This is a genomic window from Pseudomonas sp. KB_12 (assembly GCF_052114545.1).
GTDB lineage: Bacteria > Pseudomonadota > Gammaproteobacteria > Pseudomonadales > Pseudomonadaceae > Aquipseudomonas > Aquipseudomonas brassicacearum.
Genome location: NZ_JBFREY010000013.1, coordinates 74,368 through 99,862 on the forward strand (window position 1 = coordinate 74,368; position 25,495 = coordinate 99,862).

General features: G+C 61.1%; 18 protein-coding genes. 13 read left to right on the forward strand and 5 right to left on the reverse strand.

The features are described 5' to 3' along the window. Position 1 precedes the first annotated feature (1 nt). From AB4Z20_RS12855 to AB4Z20_RS12875, 5 genes are all read left to right on the forward strand, one after another. Positions 2-3,181 (forward strand): efflux RND transporter permease subunit, encoded by a 3,180-nt coding sequence (locus AB4Z20_RS12855; protein WP_253475167.1) that lies wholly within the window; start codon positions 2-4, stop codon positions 3,179-3,181. Continuing rightward, a complete protein-coding gene (locus tag AB4Z20_RS12860) occupies positions 3,178-4,599 on the forward strand; it encodes an efflux transporter outer membrane subunit (RefSeq protein WP_003202299.1) in 1,422 nt (473 codons plus the stop codon). The genes AB4Z20_RS12855 and AB4Z20_RS12860 overlap by 4 nt, the downstream gene beginning before the upstream one ends. A 326-nt stretch (positions 4,600-4,925) precedes the next feature. After that, positions 4,926-5,984, forward strand: coding sequence for a tetratricopeptide repeat protein (locus tag AB4Z20_RS12865; protein WP_214510263.1), 1,059 nt, complete (start codon positions 4,926-4,928; stop codon positions 5,982-5,984). 246 nt (positions 5,985-6,230) lie between these two features. Further along, on the forward strand, positions 6,231-7,733 hold the full coding sequence (locus AB4Z20_RS12870; RefSeq protein ID WP_442090039.1) for an ATPase domain-containing protein: 1,503 nt from the start codon (positions 6,231-6,233) through the stop codon (positions 7,731-7,733). Then, positions 7,730-9,403, forward strand: coding sequence for a response regulator (locus tag AB4Z20_RS12875; protein WP_258688195.1), 1,674 nt, complete (start codon positions 7,730-7,732; stop codon positions 9,401-9,403). Before AB4Z20_RS12870 ends, AB4Z20_RS12875 begins: the two co-directional genes overlap by 4 nt. 165 nt (positions 9,404-9,568) lie before the next feature. On the opposite strand, the gene AB4Z20_RS12880 is transcribed toward AB4Z20_RS12875, so the two are convergent. The 5 genes from AB4Z20_RS12880 to AB4Z20_RS12900 are packed head-to-tail and all read right to left on the reverse strand — an operon-like array spanning position 9,569 to position 16,106. Further along, positions 9,569-9,946 (reverse strand): response regulator, encoded by a 378-nt coding sequence (locus AB4Z20_RS12880; RefSeq protein ID WP_014338183.1) that lies wholly within the window; start codon positions 9,944-9,946, stop codon positions 9,569-9,571. Next, positions 9,939-11,219: a hybrid sensor histidine kinase/response regulator gene (locus AB4Z20_RS12885; protein WP_253475173.1), complete on the reverse strand. Its 1,281-nt coding sequence runs from the start codon at positions 11,217-11,219 to the stop codon at positions 9,939-9,941. The genes AB4Z20_RS12880 and AB4Z20_RS12885 overlap by 8 nt, the downstream gene beginning before the upstream one ends. Positions 11,220-11,224: 5 nt before the next feature. Continuing rightward, entirely contained in the window at positions 11,225-11,812 is a 588-nt protein-coding gene (locus tag AB4Z20_RS12890) for a chemotaxis protein CheB (RefSeq protein WP_253475176.1), read from the reverse strand. Further along, positions 11,809-12,624, reverse strand: a complete 816-nt coding sequence (locus AB4Z20_RS12895) for a CheR family methyltransferase (RefSeq protein ID WP_253475179.1) — start codon at positions 12,622-12,624, stop codon at positions 11,809-11,811. Before AB4Z20_RS12895 ends, AB4Z20_RS12890 begins: the two co-directional genes overlap by 4 nt. Beyond that, positions 12,624-16,106, reverse strand: coding sequence for a response regulator (locus tag AB4Z20_RS12900; protein WP_442090040.1), 3,483 nt, complete (start codon positions 16,104-16,106; stop codon positions 12,624-12,626). The genes AB4Z20_RS12895 and AB4Z20_RS12900 overlap by 1 nt, the downstream gene beginning before the upstream one ends. Positions 16,107-16,365: 259 nt before the next feature. Here AB4Z20_RS12900 and AB4Z20_RS12905 point away from each other — a divergent pair, with 259 nt between their 5' ends. From AB4Z20_RS12905 to AB4Z20_RS12940, 8 genes are all read left to right on the forward strand, one after another. Then, positions 16,366-16,740 (forward strand): response regulator, encoded by a 375-nt coding sequence (locus AB4Z20_RS12905; RefSeq protein WP_253475184.1) that lies wholly within the window; start codon positions 16,366-16,368, stop codon positions 16,738-16,740. Between the two features lie 76 nt (positions 16,741-16,816). Beyond that, the gene (locus AB4Z20_RS12910) at positions 16,817-18,109 is read left to right on the forward strand and encodes a glycosyltransferase (RefSeq protein WP_442090041.1); all 1,293 of its coding nucleotides are present in this window, start codon (positions 16,817-16,819) and stop codon (positions 18,107-18,109) included. Positions 18,110-18,179: 70 nt separating this feature from the next. Beyond that, entirely contained in the window at positions 18,180-19,085 is a 906-nt protein-coding gene (locus AB4Z20_RS12915) for an AraC family transcriptional regulator (RefSeq protein ID WP_253475190.1), read from the forward strand. A gap of 192 nt (positions 19,086-19,277) precedes the next feature. Next, complete coding sequence (locus tag AB4Z20_RS12920; RefSeq protein WP_442090042.1) at positions 19,278-20,588, forward strand: ABC transporter substrate-binding protein; 1,311 nt, start codon at positions 19,278-19,280, stop codon at positions 20,586-20,588. 163 nt (positions 20,589-20,751) lie between these two features. Then, complete coding sequence (locus AB4Z20_RS12925; protein WP_442090043.1) at positions 20,752-21,684, forward strand: carbohydrate ABC transporter permease; 933 nt, start codon at positions 20,752-20,754, stop codon at positions 21,682-21,684. A 10-nt stretch (positions 21,685-21,694) separates the two neighbouring features. Further along, a complete protein-coding gene (locus AB4Z20_RS12930; RefSeq protein ID WP_214510254.1) occupies positions 21,695-22,525 on the forward strand; it encodes a carbohydrate ABC transporter permease in 831 nt (276 codons plus the stop codon). 138 nt (positions 22,526-22,663) lie between these two features. Beyond that, positions 22,664-23,767, forward strand: coding sequence for an ABC transporter ATP-binding protein (locus AB4Z20_RS12935; RefSeq protein ID WP_442090044.1), 1,104 nt, complete (start codon positions 22,664-22,666; stop codon positions 23,765-23,767). A gap of 15 nt (positions 23,768-23,782) precedes the next feature. Further along, positions 23,783-25,264, forward strand: coding sequence for a mannitol dehydrogenase family protein (locus AB4Z20_RS12940; protein WP_253475201.1), 1,482 nt, complete (start codon positions 23,783-23,785; stop codon positions 25,262-25,264). Positions 25,265-25,495 lie beyond the last annotated feature (231 nt).

The following is a 25,495-nucleotide window of genomic DNA, read 5'->3' on the forward strand; positions in this document are numbered from 1 at the left end:
GATGAAATTTTCCCAGTTCTTCATTTCGCGGCCGATCTTCGCAGCAGTGCTTTCGCTGCTGATCCTGATCGCCGGCGCCATCTCGCTGTTCCAATTGCCGATCAGCGAATACCCGGAAGTCGTGCCGCCGACCGTGGTCGTGCGCGCCAACTTCCCGGGCGCCAACCCCAAGGTCATCGGCGAGACCGTGGCCGCGCCCCTGGAGCAAGCCATCACCGGCGTCGAGAACATGCTGTACATGTCCTCGCAATCCACCGCTGACGGCAAGATCACCCTGACCATCACCTTTGCCCTGGGCACCGACCTGGACAACGCCCAGGTGCAGGTGCAGAACCGCGTCACCCGGACCGAGCCCAAGCTGCCGGAAGAAGTGACCCGGATCGGCATCACGGTGGACAAGGCATCGCCCGACCTGACCATGGTCGTGCACTTGACCTCGCCGGACAAACGCTACGACATGCTCTACCTGTCCAACTACGCCCTGCTCAACATCAAGGATGAGCTGGCGCGCCTGGGCGGCGTGGGTGATGTGCAGCTGTTCGGCATGGGTGACTACTCCCTGCGAGTCTGGCTGGATCCGAACAAGACCGCTTCGCGCAACCTGACCGCCACCGACGTGGTCACCGCGATCCGTGAACAGAACCGCCAGGTGGCTGCCGGCGCCCTGGGTGCACCGCCAGCGCCGAATGCCCAGGCCTTCCAGTTGTCGATCAATACCCAGGGTCGCCTGGTGAATGAAGAAGAGTTCGAGAACATCATCATTCGTTCCGGTGCCAACGGTGAGATCACTCGCCTGAAGGACATCGCCCGGGTCGAACTGGGTTCCAGCCAATACGCCCTGCGTTCGTTGCTGGACAACCAGCCGGCGGTGGCGATTCCGATCTTCCAGCGTCCGGGCTCCAACGCCATCCAGATCTCCAACGACGTCCGCGAGAAGATGGAAGAGTTGAAGAAGGGCTTCCCGGCCGGGATGGACTACAGCATCGTCTATGACCCGACGATCTTCGTCCGTGGCTCCATCGAGGCAGTGGTACATACCCTGTTCGAAGCACTGATTCTCGTGGTGCTGGTGGTGATCCTGTTCCTGCAGACCTGGCGCGCCTCGATCATTCCGTTGGTGGCGGTGCCGGTTTCGCTGATCGGTACATTCGCGGTAATGCACCTGTTTGGCTTCTCGTTGAACGCCCTCTCGCTGTTCGGCCTGGTACTGGCGATCGGTATCGTGGTGGACGACGCGATCGTGGTGGTGGAGAACGTCGAGCGAAACATCGAACTGGGGCTCACCCCGGTGGAGGCGACCAAGCGCGCCATGGGCGAAGTGACTGGCCCGATCATCGCCACCGCCCTGGTGCTGTGCGCGGTGTTCGTTCCGGCAGCGTTCATCAGTGGCTTGACCGGGCAGTTCTATAAGCAGTTCGCCCTGACCATTGCCATCTCCACGGTGATTTCGGCAGTCAACTCCCTGACCCTGTCGCCGGCCCTGGCTGCCGTATTGCTCAAGGGTCATGACGCGCCCAAGGACCGTTTCTCCAAGTTCCTCGACAAGCTCTTCGGCGGCTGGCTGTTCCGTCCGTTCAACCGCTTCTTCGAGCGCGCCAGCCACGGTTACGTGGGCACCGTCGCCCGAGTGATTCGTAGCAGCGGCATCGCCCTGGTGCTCTATGCGGGCCTGATGGTGTTGACCTTCTTCGGTTTCTCCACCACCCCGACCGGTTTCGTGCCCGGCCAGGACAAGCAATACCTGGTGGCCTTCGCCCAATTGCCGGACGCCGCGAGCCTGGACCGTACCGAAGACGTGATCAAGCGCATGTCGGACCTGGCCCTCAAGCAACCGGGCGTTGAAAGCGCCGTGGCCTTCCCAGGCCTGTCGATCAACGGTTTCACCAACAGCCCGAACGCCGGCATCGTGTTCGTGACCCTCAAGCCTTTCGACGAGCGCAAGGACCCGAGCATGTCGGCCGGTGCCATCGCCGGCGCCTTGAACGGCCAGTTCGCCGGGATCCAGGAAGCCTACATGGCGATCTTCCCGCCGCCGCCGGTACAGGGCCTGGGTACGATCGGTGGTTTCCGCCTGCAAATCGAAGACCGGGGCAACCTGGGCTACGACGAGCTGTACAAAGAAACCATGAACATCATCACCAAGAGCCATAGCGTGCCGGAACTGGCCGGGTTGTTCACCAGCTACACCGTGAACGTGCCCCAGGTCGATGCCGCCATCGACCGTGAAAAAGCCAAGACCCACGGCGTGGCCGTCAGCGACATCTTCGACACCCTGCAGATCTACCTGGGTTCGTTGTATGCCAACGACTTCAACCGCTTCGGCCGTACCTACCAGGTCAACGTCCAGGCCGAGCAGCAGTTCCGTCTCGAGTCAGACCAGATCGGCCAGCTCAAGGTGCGCAACAACCGTGGCGAGATGATCCCGCTGGCGACCTTCATCAAGGTCAGCGATACCTCGGGGCCAGACCGCGTGATGCACTACAACGGCTTCATCACCGCTGAAATCAACGGTGCCGCCGCCCCGGGCTACAGCTCCGGCCAGGCTGAAAAAGCCATCGAGAAACTGCTCAAGGACGAACTGCCCAACGGCATGACGTACGAGTGGACCGACCTGACGTACCAGCAGATCCTCTCGGGCAACACCGCGCTGTTCGTGTTCCCGCTCTGCGTACTACTGGCGTTCCTGGTGCTCGCGGCACAGTACGAAAGCTGGAGCCTGCCATTGGCGGTGATCCTGATCGTACCGATGACCCTGCTGTCGGCCATTACCGGGGTGATTCTCTCCGGTGGCGACAACAACATCTTTACCCAGATCGGCTTGATCGTACTGGTGGGGCTTGCCTGCAAGAACGCGATCCTCATCGTCGAGTTCGCCAAGGATAAACAGCTCGAAGGCATGAAGCCGCTGGCGGCGGTCCTCGAAGCGTGCCGCCTGCGTCTGCGGCCGATCCTGATGACCTCCTTCGCCTTCATCATGGGCGTGGTGCCCCTGGTGTTCTCCAGCGGTGCTGGTGCGGAAATGCGCCATGCCATGGGTGTGGCGGTGTTCTCCGGGATGCTCGGCGTGACCTTCTTCGGCCTGCTGCTCACCCCTGTGTTCTATGTACTGATCCGCAACTTCGTCGAGCGCAGCGAGGCCCGCAAGGCGGCCCGGGCTTTGAAACTGGAGGCGCAACAATGAGTTTGAAAGCGTTTGTGCCGAGCTTGCTGGTATTGGCCTTGAGTGCCTGCGCCGTGGGCCCGGACTACAAGGCCCCGCAAACGGAGGCGGCGAATATCACCACCGCCACCGACGGCGCCGCCGGCCAGAAGAATTTCGACCGTGCCCGGTTCGAAGGCATCTGGTGGCAGCAGTTCGACGACCCGACCCTTAACGCGTTGGTGACCCGCTCCCTGGAAGGCAACCGCGAGTTGCGCGTAGCCTTCGCCCGTCTGCGGGCCGCCCGGGCGATTCGCGATGACGCCAGCAATGACGCCATGCCGACCATCACCAGCCGTGCCAGCAGCAACCTGGGCAAAGGCCAGATCCCGGGGCAAACCACCGACCGGGTCAATACCGAGCGTTACGACCTGGGCCTGGACATGGCCTGGGAGCTGGACTTGTTCGGACGCATCCAGCGCAACCTGGAAGCCACCGATGCCAATCAGCAGGCGATCGAAGCCGATCTCTATCAGTTGCAGGTGACCATGATCGCCGAACTGGTGGACGCCTACGGTCAATTGCGCGGTGCGCAACTGCGGGAAAAAATCGCCCTGGCGAACCTGAAGAACCAGCAGGATTCGCGCAAGATCACCGAAAGCCTGCGTGATGCCGGCGTCGGTGATCAGCTCGATGTGGTGCGGGCCGATGCCCGCCTGGCCTCGGTGGAAGCCAGCGTGCCGCAGCTGCAGGCCGAACAGGTGCGCCAACGCAATCGCATCGCCACATTGCTGGGCGAGCGTCCGGACAAGCTCAGCGTGGACCTGAGCCCGAAACAGTTGCCAGCCATCGCCAAGGCCCTGCCCATCGGCGACCCGGGTGAACTGCTGCAACGGCGCCCGGACATTCTCAGTGCCGAACGCCAACTGGCCGCTGCCACGGCGCGCATCGGCGTGGCCAAGGCCGACCTGTTCCCACGGGTCAGCCTGAGCGGTTTCCTCGGTTTCACCGCCGGACGTGGCTCGCAGATCGGCTCCTCGGCGGCCAACGCCTGGGCGTTGGGCCCGAGCATTACCTGGGCCGCTTTCGACCTGGGCAGCGTGCGGGCTCGCTTGCGCGGTGCCGACGCCGAGGCGGATGGCGCCCTGGCGACCTACGAGCAGCAAGTACTGCTGGCCCTGGAAGAATCGGAGAACGCCTTCAGTGATTACGGCAAGCGCCAACAACGGTTGATCTCGCTGATCCGCCAGAGTGAATCGAGCCGCGCCGCCGCCGACCTCGCCGAGATTCGCTACCGCGAAGGCACTGTGGATTTCCTCGTGCTGCTCGACGCCCAGCGCGAACGCCTGGCCGCCGAAGACACCCAGGCCCAGGCCGAAGTGGACCTGTACCGCGGCATCGTCGCGATCTACAAGGCCCTGGGCGGCGGCTGGAAACCGGAGACCGTTGCCAGCAACTGATCGCCTTCTCGACCGAGCTCCTTTGGTTGGCCGCAACCAGCCAAATTTTTGCCCCGCGTCTCATTTGGACGCGGGGCTTTTTTTCGGCTGGCGCTAACCTCCACCTCCTCCTGTAGGAGCGCCTGTGGGAGCAAAGCTTGCTCGCGATAGCGGCGGGTCAGTTACGTTGATGCTAAATGAGCCGCCCTCATCGCGGGCAAGCCTTGCTCCCACATTGACTCGGGCAAGCTTACCCTGGGCGCATGAGATGCTTCACAGGGTTTGACTCAAGCCCCCACCTGACCGAAGCTTGCGACATTTCACGCTTCTGGTAATGGATTCCCTGCATGCCCTCGCCTCGCCGCCGCTATCTGCTCCTCAGCCTCTGTGTCCTGTTGGTGATTGGTCTTGTCGCGGTATGGCTGCGCAGCACCACGCCGCAGATCCCCGAAGCGATCAAGCGAGGCTACAGTGAAGCCTTGGGAAGCGCCCGCAACGGGCAGCCAGGAGCGGCGCGGATGCTTTACCAGCAATTGGGGCGTCCGGACCTTTCGCCCAAGCGCCGCGTGTGGCTGCACGCCGAACTGCCCAACTACCCCAGCCCCCAAGCCCTGAAGCTGGCGGATGCGGACCTGCACAGCGAATCGCCGGACGTGCGTCGGGCCGCCATCGGCAGCGTTGTCGGGCTGGTACCGACAGGCCAGCGCAGCCTGTTGCTCGGCCCGCTCCTGGACGATGACGACCAGAACGTCCGGTTCGCCGCCGTGAACGCGCTGCTGGGTTTGTCGCCGGATGATCTCGGCCTGTATTTCGGGGCGATGCAGTTAGCCATCGACACCTGGGAACAGGTGCTCGAGGACGGTCCGAAAACCGCTGAGACCCACTACCAGCTCGCCCGACTGCACCTGCACAACGCCGAACTGAAGAAAGCCCAACTGGCCCTTGAACAGGCCTTGCGCCTGCAACCGGACAACCTGCCAGCGCTGGTCATGCAGATCGAGGTGCTGGACAAACAGGGCCAAAGCGAAGCCGCACGATTATTGCTCGCCCGACAGTTGCAAACCCAGCCAGCGTCGGCTTATCTGCAACATGCGCTGGGCATGTGGCTGCTGCAACACGGCCAGAACGAGTATGCGGTGCTCGGCTTGGCAAAAGCGGTGGAACTGGAGCCCGAGAACCGCCATTACCGCTATGACCTGGCGACCACCCTGCATGCCGAGCAGGAAGTGGAAGCGGCGCAGAAACAGCTGCAGGAAATCGTCCAGCGCTACCCCGCCGACCGCAAGGCTCGGGTGCTGCTGATCAACTATTGGAAGGAGACCGGCCAGTTGCAGAATGTTCAAATCCTGCTGGCGCAACTTGAACAGTTGAACCCCGACGACCCGGCGCTGCAACAGGGTCTGTAGGAGCTGCCGAAGGCTCGGGCCGCGTTCGGACGATCTTTTGATCTTAATCTTTCACTTGCGACTCAATTGTCCGGGACAAGATCGCAGCCTCGCTTCGCTCGACAGCTCCTACAAAGTTGTGCAATACACCGCGTTTTATCGATGTAAGCGGAACCGCCATCACCGCCAAAGGTCAAGTGTTCAGGCAGTTGAATTCAGGCGTTACCCCGCCTGCTGCCCACTTCCCTAGTCATGAGAGGGCTATTTTTGTCTACATCTAACGAGTTGATCAGTGCAAAAGCCGCCACCGGCATCGAAGGACTGGACGATGTCCTTTCCGGTGGTTTGTCCCGCGGCCATGTGTTCCTGCTTGAGGGGGAACCGGGGACTGGTAAGACCACGGTCGCGCTGCATTTTCTGTTGGCCGGCGCCAAGGCTGGCGAGCGCTCGTTGTACATCACGCTATCGGAAACCGAGCGTGAACTGCGTCAGGGCGCAACCTCCCACGGGTGGACGCTGGACGACAACATTCATATTTTCGAACTGACCCCGCCCGAAAGCCTGCTCAATGCCGAGCACCAGCAGAGCCTGCTGTACTCCTCGGACCTGGAGCTGGGCGAGGCGACCCGGCAGATCTTCGAAGTGGTCGAACGGGTCAAGCCGACCCGGGTGGTGCTCGACAGCCTGTCGGAGATTCGCCTGCTGGCGCAAAGCTCCTTGCGCTATCGTCGCCAGATCCTCGCGATCAAGCACTACTTCGTGCGTTACGACGCCACGGTCCTGTTGCTCGACGACCTGACCACCGAGTCCCTCGACAAGACGGTCCACAGTGTCGCCCACGGGGTGATTCGCCTGGAAGAACTGACCCCCAACTATGGCGCCGAACGGCGGCGTATCCGGGTGGTCAAGTATCGCGGGCAGAAATACCGCGGCGGTTACCATGACTTCACCATCATGGGCGACGGCGTACACGTCTTCCCACGCCTGGTGGCCGCCGAACACCGAGGCCAATACCTGCGCCAGCAACTCTCCAGCGGCATCGGCGAACTGGACGCGCTGCTGGGTGGCGGTATCGAGACCGGCTCCAGTACGTTGATCCTGGGCCCGGCGGGGACCGGCAAGTCGCTGATCTCGCTGATTTTTGCTGCAGCCGCCGTGCATCGTGGCGAGAAGGCCGCGCTGTTCATCTTCGATGAAGAACTGGGCTTGCTGTTCGAACGCATGAAAAACATCGGCATCGACCTGCAGGCCCTGCAAGAGACCGGCAACCTGCTGATCGAACAAGTGGACGCCGCCGAGCTGTCCCCTGGCGAGTTCTCCCACCGCGTGCGCCGTTGTGTCGATGAGGGCGATATCAAGACCGTAGTCATCGACAGCATCAATGGCTATCAGGCGGCCATGCCGGAAGAGAACGCCCTGGTCCTGCACATGCATGAATTGTTGCTCTACCTCAACCGCAAGGGCGCGGCGACCTTCATGACTGTTGCACAGCACGGTCTGGTCGGCGACATGCAGGCGCCCGTGGACATTACTTACCTGGCTGACACGGTGATTCTTTTGCGTTATTTCGAAGCACTGGGCAAGGTGCGCCGGGCGATTTCCATCATCAAGAAACGCACCGGCAGCCATGAGTCGACCATCCGCGAATATCGCATCAGCGGCTTGGGCATGACCATCGGCGAGCCGCTCGAGGCGTTCCAAGGCGTCCTGCGAGGGGTTCCCACTTACATGGGCGAGAGCAACCCGCTGCTCGGGGATGAACCCCGGTGACGCTGGCCGAGCCCCTGTCCGAGCGGGCGCTGATCCTCGCGCCGCTGGGACGGGACAGCCAGATCGCCTTGATGATCCTCAATGAAGCCGGTTTCGCCGGCCTCATTTGCCGTCATCTGGGCCATTTGTGCGAAGAATTGGAAAAAGGCGCCGGCCTGCTGGTGATTTCCTCGGAAGCCCTGGTGGGGCCCGATCTGGAAGCGCTGTTCCTGCACATCGAACAGCAGCCGGCCTGGTCTGACCTGCCCATTGTCTTGCTGACCCATCACGGCGGCCCGGAACAGAACCCGGCGGCGCGTATCGGTACGCAACTGGGCAACGTGACCTTCCTCGAGCGCCCTTTCCACCCAGTGACCCTGATCAGCCTGGTGACCACCGCCCTGCGCGGCCGTCGAAGGCAGTACGAAGCCCGCGACCGCCTGATCGACCTGAGCAACAGCGAACTGCGCCTGCAAACCACCCTTGAAACCCTCGAGCAGCAGGTGGAAGAACGCACCGCCCAGTTGCGCCATAACGAAGAAGCCCTGCGCCAGTCGCAGAAAATGGAAGCGGTCGGCCAACTCACCGGCGGTATCGCCCATGACTTCAACAATATGCTCACCGGGATCATCGGCAGCCTCGAACTGCTGCGTCGGCGCCTGGCCCGGGGCCGCACCGAGGACCTGGACAGCCTCATCGACCTGGGCGTGACCTCGGCCAACCGCGCCGCCGGCCTGACCCATCGCCTGCTGGCGTTTTCCCGTCGGCAATCACTGGACTCCAAGGCCGTCCAGATGAATACGCTGGTGCTGTCCATGGGCGAGTTGCTGCAACGCAGCCTCAACGAAAGCATCCGCCTGGACATGCAGCTGGACGAGCAGCTCTGGGTCGCCGAAGCCGACCCCAACCAACTGGAGAGCGCCCTGCTCAACCTGGTCCTCAACGCCCGGGATGCCATGCCCAATGGCGGGAACCTGGTGGTAAAGACCTGCAACCAGCACCTGGACGCCGATTTCACCGACGCCTACACCAACCTGGCACCCGGCGACTATGTGGTGCTGAGCGTGCAGGACAGCGGTTGCGGCATGCCCGAAGCGATCATCGGTCGTGCGTTCGATCCGTTCTTCACCACCAAGCCAATCGGCCAGGGCACGGGGCTGGGCCTGTCGATGATCTATGGGTTCAGCAAGCAATCGCGCGGGCATGTGACCATCGACAGCGAAGTCGACAAAGGCACCACTGTGAACCTTTACCTGCCGCGCTTTCGCGGTGAGCAAATACACGAGCCCCAGGTCACCACCCCACACGCACCGTATGCGCAGGACGGTGAGACCGTGCTGATCGTCGAGGACGATCCAGCGGTGCGAGTGCTGGTGAGCGCGGTGTTGAGCGAACTGGGCTATGCCTTCGTGGAAGCGGCCGACGCCAACGGCGCAGTCCCAATCCTCCAGTCAGGCCAACGCATCGACCTGCTGATCAGCGACGTGGGCCTGCCCGGCATGAATGGCCGGCAACTGGCGGAAATCGGCCGGCAGATCCGTCCGGACCTGCGGGTACTGTTCATCACCGGCTACGCGGAACATGCAGCGGTACGCGGCGGTTTCCTGGACCCGGGGATGCAGATGATAACCAAGCCGTTCACGTTTGATTTGTTGACGGCCAAGGTGCGGGAGATGATCACGGTTCCTTGATTCAGTGAGAAGGTCCTTAACTCTGTGGGAAGATCCTTGATTCTGTGGGAGCAAAGCTTGCTCGCGATGAAGTCACCTCGGTTTCAGAAAGACCGAGCAGCCCTCATCGCGGGCAAGCCTTGCTCCCACAAAAGCCTTGCCCAATCCAAACAATACTTTTGAAACCTACGACAACATCGACTGCATGATGCTCTGCAGCTCATCCAGGTCGAACGGCTTGTCCAGGATCGGCGCCTTGCGGGTAATGGGGCTGTCAGTGTCGCGCACTTCCTGCGCGTAGCCACTGATGAAAATGACCTTCAGCTCTGGACGCAACTTGACCGCAGGCTCGGCGATCTGCACCCCGGAGATACCACCCGGCAGGCGGAAATCGGTAATCATCATGTCCAGATGAGGCTTGCTCGCCAGGATCTCGAACGCCTGGGCACCGTTTTCGGCCTGTAGCACCCGGTATCCCTCGCCCGACAGGTAGGCCGACAACACCATCAGGATCGATGGGTCATCCTCGACGATCAATACAACATCTTGCGCATCTTCACTCATGAGAAGCCTTTGTTCGATCAATAGCTGCTGATACGACCTTGGGGTCTCGCAGAGGTTGCGTCTGTTCGGCGGTTTTGTCCAAGACAGTTTTCTGCAAAGGCAGGCAAACACGAAACAAGGCCCCTTCATTGAGGCGACTGTTGACCGTGATTGTCCCGCCATGGGCCGCGACAATCTGCTCGGAAATGAACAGCCCCAGCCCGAGGCCAGCAGCGGCCGCCTTGGACGATACGCGCTCGAATTGCTGGAAGATACGTTTCTGGTTTTCCTCGCTGATACCGATGCCATGATCCTGGACCTCGATACAGGCGTGGTCGGGCGTCTTGTAGACGCGCACCTCGATCGGGCCCTTGCCACCGTAGCGCAACGCATTGGTCAACAAGTTCGAGATCACCTGCTCGATACGAAACTCATCCCAAAGCCCTTCCACCGAGGGTTCGGCCAAGCAGGTCAACGAGCATTCGGCGACGGCGATCTGCGGCTGGAAATTGCGCAGCAGGTTTTCCACCAATGCTGTCAGGTTGAAACGGGTTGGACGGATCGACAGTTTGCCGGTGCGAATCCGCGAGACATCCAGCATGTCCTCGATCAGCCGGATCAGGCTCTTGATCTGCCGCTCGTCGCGCTCGACCATCGCCCGCACCTTGTCCAGGCTGAAGGCTGCGGCGTTGTCCCGGGCCAGGTGCATCTTGCGCAGTTGTGTTTCGAGAATGAGGCCATTGAGGGGCGTGCGCACCTCGTGGGCGACGATGGACATGAAATCGTCACGCATGCGCACAGCCTGCTCCAGCTCGCCACGGGTGGCCTCCAGTTGCTGCAACAGAACCTCCTGCTCGCGGCGACTCTGCTCAAGGGCTACGACCTGCTCCTTCATGGCCTTTCGTTGACGGTACAACTCGACGAACACATTGACCTTGCTTTTGACCGCCTGGGTGTCCAGCGGCTTGTGCAGGAAGTCCACCGCACCGTTTTCATAACCGGTGAAGGCATAATTGCGTTCACGACCTGCGGCACTGACGAAAATGATCGGGATGCTGCGGGTCTTCTCCGTGCCGCGCATCAGCTCGGCCAGTTGGAAACCGTTCATCTCCGGCATCTGCACATCGATGATGGCCAGGGCAAAGTCGTGTTGCAGCAGCAGGGACAAAGCTTCGTCCGCCGACAGGGCCTTGAAGACCTCGCGGTCGCCCCCCTTGATCAACGCTTCCAGGGCCAACAGATTCTCAGGCAGATCATCGACGATCAGCAGTTTGGCTTGAATATCTCTTGGCATGTGGTTCATTCCAGCCCGGCCAGCAATTGGCCGATGCCTTGCAAAGTAAGGATATGGTCGGGCTCGTGCAGGGCCAGCGCCGCTTCGGGCATGGTCGAGACCTGGGCTTCATCGGGGTCCTGGACCACCGTGATCCCGCCCAGCGCCCTGACCTTCGCCAAGCCACAGGCGCCATCGTTGTTGGCGCCGGTCAGCACCACGGCCAGCAGTTTCTGGCCATAGACATCGGCGGCCGATTCAAACAACACATCGATGGACGGCCGCGAATGATGCACCGGTTCCTCCAGGCTCAACGACAGGCTACGGTCTGCCTCGACCGACAAGTGATAGCCAGGCGTGGCGACATACAAGGTTCCCGGCACGATGTCTTGCTTGTCCCGGGCTTCCTCCACCGGCACCGCCAGACGATGTCCGAAGACACGGGCCAGCTGGCTTTCGCGCTCGTCCGGCAAATGCAATACCACCAGGATGGGCACGCCAAAGCCTTTGCGCAGGTGTCCGAAGACCCTGAGCAACGCTTCGACGCCACCGGCCGATGCACCGACGACAATGGCCTCGATGGGCGGGTTGGATCTGTCCTTCGTCTGGTTCATAACTTGCGATAGATCCGTTCCTGTTTGACCAACGGCTCGAATCGATGGCCGTAAGCCGAGAAATCCAACGTCTCCTTACTGCCCAATACCAGGAAACCACGGTGACAAAGGGACTCATGAAACAATCCAAACGCCCGATCCTGTAGTTTTTTATTGAAATATATCAATACATTACGACAGGAAATTAACTGAGTTTCTGAAAAGACACTGTCGGTCGCCAGGCTGTGATCGGCAAAGGTCACGTTCTCGCACAGGGTTTTGTCGAACATCGCATAATCGTAGGCGGCGGTATAGTAATCGGCAAACGAGCGCCGGCCTCCGGCGGCCTGGTAGTTCTGGGTATAGGTGCGCACGTTCTCCAGGGAGAAAATCCCCTGCTTGGCTTTTTCCAACGAGCGCGGGTTGATATCGGTGGCATAGATGAGCGTGCGGTCCAGCAGGCCTTCTTCGCGCAGCAGGATCGCCATGGAGTAGACCTCCTCCCCTGTGCTGCAACCGGCGATCCAGATCTTGATCGACGGATACGTCCTGAGCAGCGGCACGATTTCCTCGCGGATAGCGAGGAAATGCGAGGGGTCGCGAAACATCTCGCTGACCGGGATCGTCAGCAGTTGCAGCAACTGCATGAACGCCCCCGGGTCATGCAGCACACGCTCCTGCAAGGCCGAAATGGTCTTGCACTCGAACTGGCTCAGCGCATGGTGGACCCGGCGCTTGATGGACGCACCGGAATAGTCGCGAAAATCGTAGCTGTACTTGAGGTAGATCGCTTCGATCAACAAACGAAGTTCAATGTCGGTGTCACGTTCCACTAAATTCTTTCCATATTCGGCAACCACACGCGAATCAGCGAGAACAGACGATCCAGATCGATCGGTTTGGCCAGGTAGTCGTTGGAACCCGCCGCCAGGCAGCGTTCCTGATCATCCTTCATGGCCTTGGCCGTCACGGCAATAATGGGCAGCTTGCGCCAGCGCGGATCCTTGCGGATCAGCGCGGTGGCTTCGAAACCGTCCATCTCCGGCATCATTACATCCATCAGCACCAGGTCGATGTCGTCGAATTCGTTCAGGCGATCGATCGCCTCGAAGCCGTTACGGCCAATGACAACGATCGCCCCCTTCGCCTCCAGGGCGCTGGTCAGAGCAAAGATGTTGCGCACATCGTCGTCCACCAGCAGCACCTTGCGGCCTTCAAACACCTTGTCGCGGCTGCGGGCGGTCTTGAGCATCCGCTGCCGTTCATGGGACAACCGGGATTCGACTTTGTGCAGAAAGAGTGTCACCTCGTCCAGCAGGCGCTCTGGCGAACGGGCGCCCTTGATGATGATCGAGCGCGAATACTTGCGCAGTTCGGCCTCTTCGTCGCGTGTCAGGTTGCGCCCGGTGTAGACGATCACCGGCGGGAAGGAACAGATGTCTTCGCTGGACATGCGCTTGAGCAGGTCATTGCCGAGCATGTCCGGTAACTTGAGGTCGATGATCATGCAGTCGTAGACGTTGGTCCGCAGCAGGTCCAGGGCTTGCTGGGCCAGGCCAACGGCGGTGATCTCGATGTCATCGTCGCCGATCAGCCGGGTAATACTGTCACGCTGCAGGTCATCGTCCTCCACCAGCAGCACCCGCTTGACCTTCTGGGTCAGCTTGGCCTCCAGGCGGGCGAACACATCCTTGAGTTCTTCGCGGGTGGTCGGCTTGACGGCATAGCCGATGGCGCCCATGTGCATGGCGGCTTCGACGCGGTCTTCGACGGAAATCACGTGCACCGGGATGTGCCGGGTGTCGGCCTGCTCCTTGAGCCGCTGCAACACCGTCAGCCCGGAATGGTCCGGCAGGCGCATGTCCAGCAGGATCGCGTCGGGGGCCAGTTGCGAAGCCAGGTCGAAGCCTTCATCGGCACCGTGGGCCACCAGGCACTGGTACCCGAGTTCATGGGCCAGGTCGAACAGGATCCGGGCGAACTTGGGCTCGTCCTCGATCACCAGGATGCACCGGGTGTCGAACGGCGCCTTGTCGCGGTCGTCGGCAAAGCGGGCAATCGGTGTCTCCACTTCAGCGATCAGCGGTGCCGGTGCGGCTGTTGGCGCAGCCGGCGCTGGCGCGGTGGCCGTGGGGGTGAATGTCATCGGTTCTATCGGCGAGTCCCCGGGCTCGACATAACGCTCAGGCATTACCAGCGTAAACACGCTGCCCTGCCCCGGCTCGCTGGAAACGCAGATCGAGCCGCCCAGCAACGTGGCCAGGTCCCGGGAAATCGACAAGCCCAGGCCGGTGCCACCGTAACGACGATTGGTCGTGCCATCGGCCTGGCGGAATGCTTCGAAGATGCTTTGCTGCTGATCGGCGGCGATGCCAATCCCGGAGTCGCGCACCATGAACGCGATGCCCGAGCCCGGCTGCCCGGCCACCAACAGGCTGACGGTGCCTTGCTCGGTGAACTTCACGGCATTGGACAGCAGGTTCTTGATCACCTGCTCCAGGCGCTGGCGGTCGGTGTAGAGCATCGCTGGCGCATCGGGCAGCACCTGGACCTCGAAATCCAGGCCCTTGTCGGCCGCCAACGGCTCGAACATGTCCCGCAGGCCTTCCACCAGACGCTGCACGCTGGTGTTTTCCGGGCGCACTTCCAGCTTTCCGGCCTCGACCTTGGAGATGTCGAGAATATCGTTGATCAGGTTCAACAGGTCGTTGCCGGCGGAGTAGATCGACTCGGCAAACTTGACCTGTTCCTCGCTGAGGTTCTGCTGCGGGTTTTCCGCCAGCAGCTTGGACAGGATCAGCGAGCTGTTGAGCGGCGTACGCAGCTCGTGGGACATGTTGGCCAGGAACTCGGATTTGTACTTGCTCGAACGCTGCAGCTCTTCGGCGCGCTCCTGCAACTGGATCTGGGCCAGGTTCAGTTCGCTGTTCTTCTGGTCCATGGCGTCGCGCTGATCGGCCAATTGCTCGTTGGTCTGCTCCAGTTCCTGCTGCTGGGCTTCCAGGTGGGCCTGGGATTCCTTGAGAATGCGCGACTGCTCTTCCAATTCTTCATTGGCGGTCTTGAGCTCTTCCTGCTGCACTTGCAGTTCTTCGTTCAACTGCTGGGTTTCGGCCAGCACCTCCTGCAAGCGCTGGCGATAACGCGCGGCCTCGATGGAGGTGCCGATATTGCCGGAAATCAGCTCCAGCAGCTCAATGTCGCGCTCGGTCAATGGCCGCAGGAAGCCCAACTCGATGATACCGTTGATCCGGTCATCGTCACTGGTGGGCGCCACCAGCACGCTGTTGGGCAGCCCTTGCCCCAAGCCGGAGCTGACTTTCAGGTAATCGTCCGGTACGTCATCCAACCGGATGAGACGCCCCTGTCGGACGGCTTGGCCAGCGATACCTTCACCGTCGACGATCACCTGCTGCTGCGCGTCATCCTCCCGGGACAAGCCATAGCTGGCGACGCGCTTGAGCACGCCATTTTCTTCCCGCACATAGAGCGCAGCGACCGCCACACCCAGGTACTTTGCACAGAACTGCAAGATGTTGCGGCCCAACAGGTTCAGGGACAACTGCCCCAGGACCTGCTCGGCCAACTGCGTCTGGCCATTGCGCAGCCAAGCCTGCTTCTCCAGGTGCAATGCGCTGCGTTGCTGGACCTTCAGGCTGGCGCCGTAGCTCTCGGACAAGCTCAACAGATCCCGGCGGCCGACGTAGGCCAGCAACCCGCTGACTGCGGCGACGAACAGCAGGTACAGGCCAATGCTCCAGACGGTGGTGGTGCGCACGTCCTGGCTACGCGCCGCACGCAGTTGCTGCTCGGTATCGACGATTTCCTCGAAGGTTTGGCGGATCTCGTCCGTCAAGCGCTTGCCGCGCCCGGACCTCACCGCACTCCGGTAATCCCCGCTGCTGCGTTGCAGGTCGATCATGCCCTGGGCGTACGTGGACCATTCCGTCTGGAGCGCTTGTATCTTGTGCAGCCGGTCGGTCTGGACGGGGTTGTCGGCTGTCAATTCCAGCAGTGTATCCAACGCGACGGCGATTCGCGGCTTGGCCACTTCATAGGGCTCGAGAAAGTGCTCGTCACCGTTCAACAGGTAGCCACGCATGCCGGTTTCCAGGTCCACGCTCAGCTTGAGCGCCTCATTGGCATTATTGATCACCCGGTCGGTATGCCCGACCCACTGGATCACCGACAGCAGGTACGTGACAAGGATGATAAAAAACACCGCGCTGAGGGCGCCCATGCCCAGCGGCAGGCTGATATTGCGGCTCAGGAGCTTGCGAAAACTTTGCTCGTCGACCGAAGACGAAGGAGTCATGGAAAGGGCCTTGGTGGACAGTTGAAAACCATGGAGTTTGCCCGAAAAACGGCGCTTGGATCCACATTATCTGACGAGTCAAAGGCGCAACTCCCGCGACGATCTACCTTGTAGCAAGGAAGCGACTATCCTTGTCAGCTCTTGTACTATAGATCCTTTCTTGTACAACCTTGGGAACTTGTGCCGCCTCGGAGCTTACTCATGAAAGAGGCTTTTTTTTCGAGTCTCCCTCCCGCTCCCTTCTTCGAGAATGTCTACTATGTCCACCCCTCCTCCTCCTGCCACCCAGTCCACTATCCTGGTCGTCGAAGACGATGACATTGTGCGGATGTTGATCGTCGACGTGCTGGAGGAGCTGGAATACCAAGTGCTGGAGGCGGACGGTTGTGAACAGGCGCTGGCGTTTTTGCGCAACGACGCGCAGCCCATCGCACTGATGATGACCGACGTCGGCCTGCCGGTCATGGACGGGCGCGAATTGGCGAAACAGGCCCGAGCCGTGCGGCCACAGCTGCCTGTACTGTTTGCCAGTGGTTACGCCGAAAGTATCGATGTGCCAGAAGGCATGTCGGTGATCGGCAAGCCTTTCTCCATCGATCAGCTGCGAGACAAGGTCAAACGCATTCTTTCTTGAGCCGGATCGTATTCTTGGTCACTATCGGCGCCCTGCGCGCCGACAGCGCCTGATCCGCCTCGAGGAACCCCTGCTCATGCATCACCCCACCGCCACCAAGGTCCTGGTTATCGGCTATGTCTGGCCCGAGCCGCGCTCATCGGCTGCCAGCGGGCATGTCATGCAGATCCTCGACACCTTCCTCGGGCAAGGCTGGGATATCACCTTCAGCAGTCCGGCGGGCCCCGGCGAACAGCGCGCCGACCTGGTCGCGCTGGGTATCCGCGAAGTGCCGATCGAACTCAATAGCAGCAGCTTCGACGCCTTCATCAGCGAGCTGGCGCCGGACATCGTGCTGTTCGACCAATTCATGATGGAAGAACAGTTCGGCTGGCGGGTCGAGAAGCACTGCCCCGGCGCCCTGCGGGTGCTGGAGACGTCAGACTTGCAGAGCCTGCGCCACGCCCGGCACCAGCGCTTGAAGGACCGCCTGAAGCACGATGAGGCTGGCGAGGACTTCAGCAACCTCTTCGCCCCGGCCCTGGGCGAGGAGTTCCAGCGGATGGCCGACACCGACCTGGCCAAACGGGAAATCGCTGCACTGTACCGCTGTGACCTCAACCTGATGGTGTCCGAGGTTGAAATCGAACTGTTGGTGGAACATTTCAAGTTGCCCCGCAACCTGTTGCACTGGTGCCCGTTGATGCTGGACCTGCCCGGCGAACCGTCGGCGCCGTTCGAGGACCGGGCGCATTTCCTGAGCATCGGCAACTTTCGCCACGCACCGAACTGGGACGCCGTGCTCTGGATGAAAAACGCCATCTGGCCACTGATCCGCCAACAATTACCCGGCGCGCAGCTGCACCTGTACGGTGCCTACACCCCGCCCAAGGCCGCCGCGTTGCATAACCCGGCCCAGGGTTTTCACATCATGAACTGGGCGGAGGACGCCTTGCAGGTGATGTCGGCGGCACGTATCTGCCTGGCGCCGCTGCGTTTCGGCGCCGGCATCAAGGGCAAGCTGATCGATGCCATGCTCTGCGGCACACCCAACGTCACCACGCCTGTGGGAGCCGAAGCCATGCACGGCGACATGCCCTGGCCCGGCGCGATTGCCCAGAGCGCCAAAGGCATCGCCGACGCAGCAGTGCAGCTGTATCGCGACCAGGCGCGCTGGACCCAGGCCCAGGATGCGGGCCTCGCCCTGCTGGCGAGCCGCTACCGGCAACAGGTGCACGGCCCGGCGCTGATCGACAGCATCAACGCTTGCCGGGCGGATCTGGCGCAACGACGCCGGGACAACTTCACTGGCAGCATGCTGCGTCACCACCAGCACAAAAGCACCCAATACATGTCCCAGTGGATCGAAGAAAAAAACCGCAACGGTTAGACGTCAGAGTGGCAGCCGCCTGGCGAAGGGGGCATTATCCAACGGCGATAACAATAAAAGCGCCAGGCCCATGACCCGAACAGCCAGAATCACCGACCCCTCCTACGAGTTGATGGACGACCATAACGGGTTGTCCATCATCTACCGTCAGCACGGTTTTCCCTGCCCGCTGGTGCGCTGGCATTTCCACAAGGAATACGAGCTGCACTTGATCGTCGCCAGTTCCGGCAAAGTGTTCATCGGCGACTACATCGGCAACTTCTATCCCCAGTCGCTGTTCCTCACCGGCCCCAACCTGCCCCATAACTGGATCAGCCAGGTGGCCGAGGACGAAGTGGTGCACAAGCGCGACATGCTGGTGAACTTCACCGACGAGTTGTTCGAAAGCGGCCACCAGGTATTCGCCGAACTCAAGACGGTCGCACCGCTGCTCGAGCGTGCCCAATACGGCATCGAGTTCCGCTGCAAGCGCACTATCCGCCAGGCCATGACACTGATGCAGCGCATCGCCGATTCCCAAGGTATGAGCCGCCTGGGGCATTTTTTCATCCTGATGGAGCTGCTGGCCGCCACGGATGACTACCAACTGCTTTCCGGCGCGACCTCTGCGCAAGCGGCGGACGAACACAGTGTCGATCGCACCAACCGCGCGGTGGACTACATCTTTGCCCACTACGCCCGGGAACTGTCCCTGGAAGAAGTGGCCGAGCACCTGGGCATGAAACCCACCTATTTCAGCCGGGTGTTCAAACAGGCCACCGGTCGCTGCTTCATCGAATTCGTCAATCGCCTGCGCATCAGCAAATCCTGCGAGTTGCTGGCCGACGGTGATAAACCGGTGACGGACGTGTGCTTTGAATCGGGTTTCAACAACATTTCCAATTTCAACCGGCGTTTCCAGCAACTCAAGGGCATGACCCCATCCCACTACCGGCGGCTGGCGGTGCAGCGGTTGACCGAGCAGAACCTGGGCTGACCCCCTCCCCACAAATGATTCTCCCCTCAAGAATTTTCTGCAGTGCAAAAAAGTATCAGCACAAGTGCGACGGATGATTTGTCACGCCGTCCATTGAGGGCTGTAATCAGCGCACATTCTTCCCTTCATCCGGAAGACACAAAAACAATAACTGTCCTTCTGCAGCCTTCGGGCGCGGAAAAGGAGTGCGCGATGAAACCTTCGGTAAAAGCTCTGCTTGTCTCCACCTGCATGACCCTCAGCAGCGTCAGCTTTGGCGCCCAGACCCTCACTATTGCCACGGTCAACAACAGCGACATGATCCGCATGCAAAAGCTCTCGAAAACCTTCGAGGCCGAGCACCCGGACATCAAGCTCAACTGGGTGGTGCTCGAAGAAAACGTCCTGCGCCAGCGCCTGACCACCGACATCGCCACCCAGGGCGGACAGTTCGACGTGCTGACCATTGGCATGTACGAAGCTGCACTCTGGGGCGCCAAGGGCTGGCTGGAGCCAATGAAGGACCTGCCGGCCTCCTACGACCTGGACGACGTTTTCCCTTCCGTGCGCGATGGCTTGTCGGTCAAAGGCTCGCTGTACGCCCTGCCGTTCTATGCCGAAAGCTCGATCACCTATTACCGCACGGACCTGTTCAAGAACGCCGGGCTGACCATGCCCGAACACCCGACCTGGACCCAGATCGGTGAGTTCGCCGAAAAACTCACCGACAAATCCAAGGAACAATATGGCCTGTGCCTGCGGGGCAAGGCGGGTTGGGGCGAAAACATGGCGCTCATCACCACCCTGGCCAACGGTTATGGCGCGCGCTGGTTCGATGAGAAGTGGCAGCCGCAATTCAATGGGCCAGAGTGGAAAGACGCACTCAATTTCTATGTCGACAACATGAAGAAATCCGGCCCGCCGGGTGCCTCCAGCAACGGCTTCAACGAAAACCTGGCGCTGTTCAACAGCGGCAAATGCGCGATCTGGGTGGATGCCAGCGTCGCCGGTTCGTTCATCACTGACAAGACCCAGAGCAAGGTGGCCGATCACGTTGGATTCACCTTCGCCCCCCACGAAAAAACCGACAAGGGCACTTCGTGGATGTACTCCTGGTCCCTGGCCATCCCGACCAGCTCCAAAGCCAAGGACGCGGCCACGGTCTTTACCACCTGGGCGACGTCCAAGGAATACAGCCAATTGGTCGCCAAGACCGACGGCATTGCCAACGTACCGCCAGGCACCCGCACCTCGACCTACAGCGACGAGTACATGAAGGCCGCGCCGTTTGCCAAGGTGACCCTGGAGTCGTTGAAAGTCGCCGACCCGAAAGCGCCAACCCTCAAGCCTGTGCCCTATATCGGCATCCAGTTGGTGACCATTCCCGAGTTCCAGGCCATTGGCACCCAGGTGGGCAAGTTCTTTTCCGGCGCGCTGACCGGCCAGCAGACCGTGGACCAGGCGTTGACCGCCGCGCAGTCCACCACCGAACGCGAGATGAAACGCGCTGGGTATCCCAAGTAGAGACCTGTAGACATCCATTTGTGGCGAGGGAGCTTGCTCCCGCTGGCGGGCGAAGCCCGCCCTGGCGATCAGAAGGATTGCCTATCGGCATGGGCCCGCTGCGCGGTCCAGCGGGAGCAAGCTCCCTCGCCACAGGGAATGCGTCGCATAAGAGTAAGCACTCATGAATAGCTCAACAACAACTGCCAAAGCCTCCATCGAGATTGCCCCGCCGGCACGCAAGATCCGCCTGGCGAACCCCGGTTGGTTCCTGGTCAGTCCTTCAGTGGCCTTGTTGCTGCTGTGGATGATCGTGCCGCTGGGCATGACCGTCTACTTCTCGCTGATCCGCTACAACCTGCTCTACCCCGGCGAAAACGAATTCGTCGGGCTGGAGAACTTCACCTACTTCCTGACCGACTCGGGTTTCATGCCCGGTGCCACCAACACCTTGTTGCTGGTGGGCAGCGTACTGCTGATCAGTATCGTGCTGGGGGTGTTGATCAGCGCGCTGCTGGAGGCCAGTGAGTTTTTTGGTCGCGGCATCGTCCGCGTGCTGCTGATCTCGCCGTTCTTCATCATGCCCACCGTCGGCGCGCTGATCTGGAAGAACCTGATCTTCCACCCGGTCTCGGGCATCCTCGCCTCGGTATGGAAACTGTTCGGCGCCCAGCCAGTGGACTGGCTCGCCCACTATCCGCTGCTGTCGATCATCATCATCGTGAGTTGGCAATGGCTGCCCTTCGCGATCCTGATCCTGATGACCGCCATGCAGTCGCTGGACCAGGAACAGAAAGAAGCCGCGCGCCTGGACGGTGCCGGCCCGATCGCGATTTTCTGGCACCTGACCTTGCCGCACCTGGCCCGCCCGATTGCCGTGGTGCTGATGATCGAGACGATCTTCCTGCTGTCGGTGTTCGCCGAGATCTTTACCACCACCAACGGTGGCCCAGGCTACGCCTCCACCAACCTTGCCTACCTGATCTACAACCAGGCACTGGTGCAGTTCGACGTCGGCATGGCTTCGGCCGGTGGCCTGATTGCCGTGGTCATTGCCAACATCGCCGCCATCATCCTGGTCCGGATGATCGGCAAAAACCTCACCGACAAGCACTGAGGCCGTCGCCATGACTCTTCAACAATCCCGTCGCCTGCAAAGCCTGCTGCTGGGCACGCTGGCCTGGGCCATCGCGATCCTGATCTTCTTCCCGATCTTCTGGATGGTGCTGACCAGCTTCAAGACCGAAATCGATGCGTTCGCCACGCCGCCGCAGTTCATCTTCGCGCCCACGCTGGAGAACTACCTGCACATCAATGAGCGCAGCAACTACTTCAGCTTCGCCTGGAATTCGGTGGTGATTTCCTTCAGCGCCACCGCCCTGTGCCTGCTGATTGCAGTGCCGGCGGCCTACTCCATGGCGTTCTATGAAACCCAGCGCACCAAAGGCACGTTGCTGTGGATGCTCTCCACCAAGATGCTGCCGCCAGTGGGCGTGCTGATGCCGATCTACCTGCTGGCCAAGCAATTTGGCCTGCTGGACACGCGTCTCGCGTTGATCGTCATCTACACGTTGATCAACCTGCCCATCGTGGTCTGGATGATTTACACCTACTTCAAGGACATTCCCCGCGACATCCTCGAGGCTGCACGCCTCGATGGTGCCACGCTGTGGCAGGAAATGGTCCGTGTGCTGCTGCCGATTGCCAAGGGCGGCCTGGCCTCCACTGTGCTGCTGTCACTGATCCTGTGCTGGAACGAGGCCTTCTGGTCGCTGAACCTCACCTCCTCCAAAGCCGCACCACTGACGGCGTTGATTGCCTCCTATTCCAGCCCGGAAGGTTTGTTCTGGGCCAAATTGTCGGCCGTCTCGACCCTGGCCTGCGCGCCGATCCTGATTTTCGGCTGGATCAGCCAGAAACAGCTGGTGCGCGGTTTGTCCTTCGGCGCGGTGAAATGAACCGTCAAAAGATCCCAGGCTTCGCCAGCTCCTACACACAGCTCACAGCCCTCGCGATCCCTGTAGGAGCTGGCGAGTGCAACGAGGCTGCGATCTTTCCCAGCCAACTGAATAAATGACAAGTGGAGGCCCATCATCATGGCCAACCTGAAAATCAAGAATTTGCAAAAGGGTTTCGAAGGCTTCTCCATTATCAAGGGCATCGACCTTGAGGTGAACGACCGCGAGTTCGTGGTCTTCGTCGGCCCGTCGGGCTGTGGCAAGTCCACGCTGCTGCGGCTGATCGCCGGCCTTGAAGAAGTCAGCGACGGCACCATCGAACTGGATGGCCGGGACATTACCGAAGTCAGCCCGGCCAAGCGCGACCTGGCGATGGTGTTCCAGACCTACGCCTTGTACCCGCACATGAGCGTGCGCAAGAACATGTCCTTCGCCCTGGACCTGGCCGGCGTACCCAAGGCCGAGGTCGAGAAGAAGGTCAACGAAGCGGCGCGCATCCTTGAACTGGGGCCGATGCTCGAGCGCAAGCCCAAGCAACTGTCTGGCGGCCAGCGCCAGCGTGTAGCGATTGGCCGGGCCATCGTGCGTAACCCGAAAATCTTCCTGTTCGACGAGCCGCTGTCCAACCTCGACGCCGCCCTGCGAGTGCAGATGCGCCTGGAACTGGCACGCCTGCACAAAGAGTTGCAGGCGACCATGATCTACGTGACTCACGACCAGGTCGAAGCCATGACCCTGGCCGACAAGGTGGTGGTGCTCAATGGCGGACGCATCGAACAGGTCGGCTCACCGCTGGAGCTGTACCACCAGCCGGCCAACCTGTTTGTCGCCGGGTTCCTCGGCACGCCGAAAATGGGCTTTCTCACAGGCAAGGTCACCGGCCTGGACAGCCAGGGCTGTGAAGTGCTGCTGGACGCCGGCACGCGCATCAGCCTGCCCTTGAGCGGTGCCAACCTGAGCGTCGGCGGCGCGGTGACCCTGGGGATTCGCCCGGAACACTTGAACCTGGCGCAACCGGGTGATTGCACGCTGCAAGTCACCGCCGACGTCAGCGAGCGGCTGGGCAGCGACACCTTCTGTCACGTCGTCACGGCCTCCGGCGAAGCCTTGACCATGCGCGTTCGCGGCGACCTGGCGAGCCGTTTCGGCGAGCAACTGAGCCTGCACCTGGACGCTGAACACTGCCACTTATTCGATGCCGAGGGCGTTGCGGTGACCCGCGCGCTGCGCGCCGCCGCCTGATTGCCGAGACCTGCGATGAAACTCAACCGACAAAACCTGCACAACCTCAAGCCTGACGTCGCCCTGCCCGCCTACCCTTTGGGCGACATCCGCCAGGGCATCGCCCACATCGGCGTTGGCGGTTTCCACCGGGCTCACCAGGCCTACTACACCGATGCGCTGATGAATACCGGCGCCGACCTGGACTGGGCCATCTGCGGCGTGGGCCTGCGGGCCGAGGATCGCCGTGCCCGGGATGACCTGGCCGGCCAGGACTACCTGTTCACCCTGTACGAACTGGGTGACACCGATGACACCGAAGTCCGGGTGATCGGCGCGATCAATGACATGCTGCTGGCTGAAGATGGCGCCCAGGCGCTGATCGACAAACTGGCCGATCCGCAGATCCGCATCGTCTCGCTGACCATCACCGAAGGCGGCTATTGCATCGACGACAGCAACGGCGAGTTCATGGCCCACTTGCCGCAGATCCAGCACGACCTGGCCCATCCTGACGCTCCGAAAACCGTCTTCGGTTTCCTCTGCGCCGCCCTGGCCAAGCGCCGCGCGGCCGGCACCCCGGCGTTCACCCTGATGTCCTGCGATAACCTGCCCCACAACGGCGCCGTGACCCGCAAGGCGTTGCTGGCTTTCGCCGCGCTGCGCGACGCGGAGCTGGGGCAGTGGATCGAGCGCAATGTCAGTTTCCCCAATGCCATGGTTGATCGCATCACGCCCATGACCAGCGTGGCCCATCGCTTGCAACTGCATGACGAACATGGCATCGACGACGCTTGGCCGGTGGTCTGCGAACCGTTCGTGCAATGGGTCCTGGAAGACAAGTTCGTCAACGGTCGCCCGGCCTGGGAAAAGGTCGGCGTGCAGTTCACCGATGACGTCACACCTTATGAAGAGATGAAAATCAAGCTGCTCAACGGCAGCCACCTGGCGTTGACCTACCTGGGCTTTCTCAAGGGTTATCGCTTCGTCCACGAGACCATGAACGACCCGCTGTTCGTGCGTTACATGCGCGCCTACATGGACCTCGACGTGACGCCGCAACTGGCGCCGGTGCCGGGCATCGACCTGACCGACTACAAGAACACCCTGGTGGCGCGTTTTTCCAACCAGGCGATTGCCGACCAGTTGGAACGGGTCTGTTCGGACGGCTCGTCGAAGTTTCCAAAATTCACTGTGCCGACCATTAACCGCTTGATCGCCGACGGTGGCGAAACCCGTCGCGCGGCGCTGGTGGTGGCCGCCTGGGCCGTGTACCTGAAGGGCGTGGACGAGAATGGCGTGACGTATTCAATCCCGGACCCACGGGCAGCGTTTTGCCAGGCACTGGTGGCTGACGATGCGCTGGTGACCCAGCGGGTGCTGGAGGTGGAAGAAATCTTTGGCACCGCCATTCCCCGCTCGCCGGAGTTCGTGGCAGCATTCCAATGGTGTTGCAACAGCTTGCGCGAGCACGGGGTAACGCGAACGCTTGAGCGGATACTGGCTGACTTGAACTAAGCTCGACGCGATCTGCTCTTGTGACGAGGGAGCTTGCTCCCGCTGGGTTGCGTCCGTAAGAGCTGTGTAGGAGCTGTCGAGTGCAACGAGGCTGCGATCTTTCCCCTGACACCTGAATCTCAAGCGAAAGATCAAAAGATCGCAGGCTTCGCCAGCTCCTACAGAGCCCAGCGGGAGCAAGCTCCCTCGCCACGGGCTGTGTGTTTTCTGACCGAGCGGCTATTACCTGCT